The sequence below is a fragment of the Bradyrhizobium sp. genome (genome assembly GCF_049581145.1).
Taxonomy (GTDB): domain Bacteria; phylum Pseudomonadota; class Alphaproteobacteria; order Rhizobiales; family Xanthobacteraceae; genus Bradyrhizobium.
In genome coordinates, this window is sequence record NZ_JBAURI010000806.1 from 1 (window position 1) to 2,371 (window position 2,371).

At 64.2% G+C, this 2,371-nt stretch carries 3 protein-coding genes; all 3 read left to right on the forward strand.

What is annotated here, in order from left to right:
- The first annotated feature begins 139 nt into the window (after nt 1-139).
- The gene (trpS, locus tag WCB02_RS26410) at nt 140-1,192 is read left to right on the forward strand and encodes a tryptophan--tRNA ligase (RefSeq protein ID WP_423962705.1); all 1,053 of its coding nucleotides are present in this window, start codon (nt 140-142) and stop codon (nt 1,190-1,192) included.
- A gap of 227 nt (nt 1,193-1,419) precedes the next feature.
- Nucleotides 1,420-1,989, forward strand: a complete 570-nt coding sequence (locus WCB02_RS26415) for a NifU family protein (protein ID WP_423962706.1) — start codon at nt 1,420-1,422, stop codon at nt 1,987-1,989.
- Nucleotides 1,990-2,092: 103 nt separating this feature from the next.
- The coding region (gene tsaB, locus WCB02_RS26420; RefSeq protein WP_423962707.1) for a tRNA (adenosine(37)-N6)-threonylcarbamoyltransferase complex dimerization subunit type 1 TsaB at nt 2,093-2,371 on the forward strand (279 nt) is incomplete at its 3' end.

Below are 2,371 nucleotides of genomic sequence, written 5' to 3' on the forward strand. Positions count from 1 at the left end.
GGCTTCTGGCCGGCTTCGGCGTCACCGGCTGGCGCGCGGCCATGGATGCGGTCCGGCAGCGCGAGCCACGCGACTTGCGCGCCTAGGCCGCGCGTGGCAAACGACGGCGCCAATTCGAACTTCGCGGGATGATTGAACGATGGCATTCGTTGAACGGGTTTTTTCGGGCGTCCAGCCGACAGGCAATCTGCATCTCGGCAACTATCTCGGCGCGATCGTCAATTTCGTGAAGCTGCAGGAGACGCATAATTGTCTGTACTGCGTGGTCGACATGCACGCGCTGACCCAGCCGGTCTCGGTGTGGGGCGGCCCGACGGAGCTTGCGCGCAACACCCGCGAAGTCACCGCGGCCTTCATCGCCGCCGGCATCGATCCGAAGAAGCACATCGTGTTCAACCAGAGCCAGGTCTCCGGACATGCGGAGCTCGCCTGGATCTTCAACTGCGTGGCCCGGGTCGGCTGGCTCAACCGCATGACCCAGTTCAAGGAGAAGGCGGGCAAGGACCGCGAGAACGCCTCGATCGGCCTATACGACTATCCGGTGCTGATGGCGGCCGACATCCTGTTGTACCGCGCCACCCATGTGCCGGTCGGCGAGGACCAGAAGCAGCACCTGGAGCTGGCCCGCGACATCGCGCAGAAATTCAACAATGATTTCGGTGACTCCGTCCGCAGCCATGGCTCCAATGACGGCCTGTTCTTTCCACAGCCGGAGCCCCTGATCACCGGTCCGGCAACGCGCGTGATGTCGCTGCGCGACGGCACCAAGAAGATGTCGAAATCGGATTCGTCGGACAATTCCCGCATCAACCTGACCGACGATGCCGACACCATCGCGCAGAAGATCCGCAAGGCGAAGACCGATCCGGAACCGCTGCCGACGGAGGAAAAAGGCCTGGAGACGCGGCCGGAGGCTGACAACCTCGTCGGTATTTTCGCCGCGCTGTCCGGACGCAGCAAAGCCGAGGTGCTGCGCGATTTCGGCGGCGGGCAGTTTTCCAGCTTCAAGAACGCATTGGTCGAGCTCTGCGTCGAAAAGCTGGCGCCGATCGCCGCCGAGATGAAGCGGCTGGTCGCCGATCCCGGCCATGTCGATGCGATCCTGATCGACGGCGCCGACCGCGCCCGCGCCATCGCCGACGAAACCATGCGCAAGACCAAGGACATCGTCGGTTTCGTCCGCAAGCCCTGATCTTGGCCACGCGCGCCACTTACCTCCTCTGCCCCTCCAGGGGAGGTAAGAGAGGCCGCGATATCGTTGGCTTCGGGTTTCGAACTTCGGCACGGTGCAGACCATTGACGAGGCAGGCTTTTCAAGCCGGCGCGGGTGCGGGAACCCTTGATCGTGCGTTTGCCGACGCCATCTGCTAAAGATCCCTTCACGCGCCGGCCTTGAACCGGCGACGCCGGAGAAAATCCATGTTCATCCAGACCGAAGCCACCCCCAATCCCGCCACCCTGAAATTCATCCCCGGGCGCACCGTGCTCGACGGCGGCACCCTGGAATTTGCCGATCGGGCGTCCGCCAGGCGCTCGCCGCTTGCCGAGCGCCTGTTCGATGTCGCCGGCGTCACCGGCGTGTTCTACGGCGCCGATTTCATCACCGTCACCAAGGACGGCAGCGACTGGCAACATCTGAAACCCGCGATCCTTGGCGCCATCATGGAGCATTACATGTCCGGCGCGCCGCTGCTCGCCGACGGCACCGTGGCCAGCGACGAGCGGCGCGACGAGGACGATGAGTTCTTCGACGAACAGGACGCCGAAACGGTCGAGATGATCAAGGAGCTGATCGAAACCCGGGTGCGGCCGGCGGTTGCCAATGACGGCGGCGACATCACCTTCCGCGGCTTCAAGGACGGCATCGTCTATCTCAACATGAAGGGCGCCTGCTCGGGCTGCCCGTCATCGACCGCCACGCTTCAGCACGGCATCCAGAACCTGCTCAAGCATTTCGTGCCCGACGTGGTCGAAGTGCGTCCGATGTGAAGTCCTGCCGATGCGAGGAGCAGCGAATGGTGCGTGGCGAATCGCGAATGGATGATACCCCAGACTTTCCATTCGCCATTCACCGCTGGCTGTTTGCCTGCCCATGCTGATCCTCGCCATCGATACCGCGCTCGACGCCTGCGCGGCGGCCGTGCTCGATACCGATGCCAACGAGCTGATCGCGGTCGAATCAGACGCCATGAAGCGCGGCCATGCCGAGGCGCTGATGCCGATGCTGGCGCGCGTGATGCGGCAATCGGGCGTGCCGTTCGCGGCGCTCGACCGCATTGCGGTGACGACCGGTCCCGGCAGCTTCACCGGCTTGCGCGTCGGACTGTCGGCCGCGCGCGGTATCGCGCTCGCCGCCAACAAACCCGTGGTC

Coding starts and splice junctions, on each gene's coding strand:
- WCB02_RS26415 (WP_423962706.1), top strand. CDS start 1,420: ATGTTCATCCAGACCGAAGCCACCCCCAATCCCGCCACCCTGAAATTC.
- trpS (WP_423962705.1), top strand. CDS start 140: ATGGCATTCGTTGAACGGGTTTTTTCGGGCGTCCAGCCGACAGGCAAT.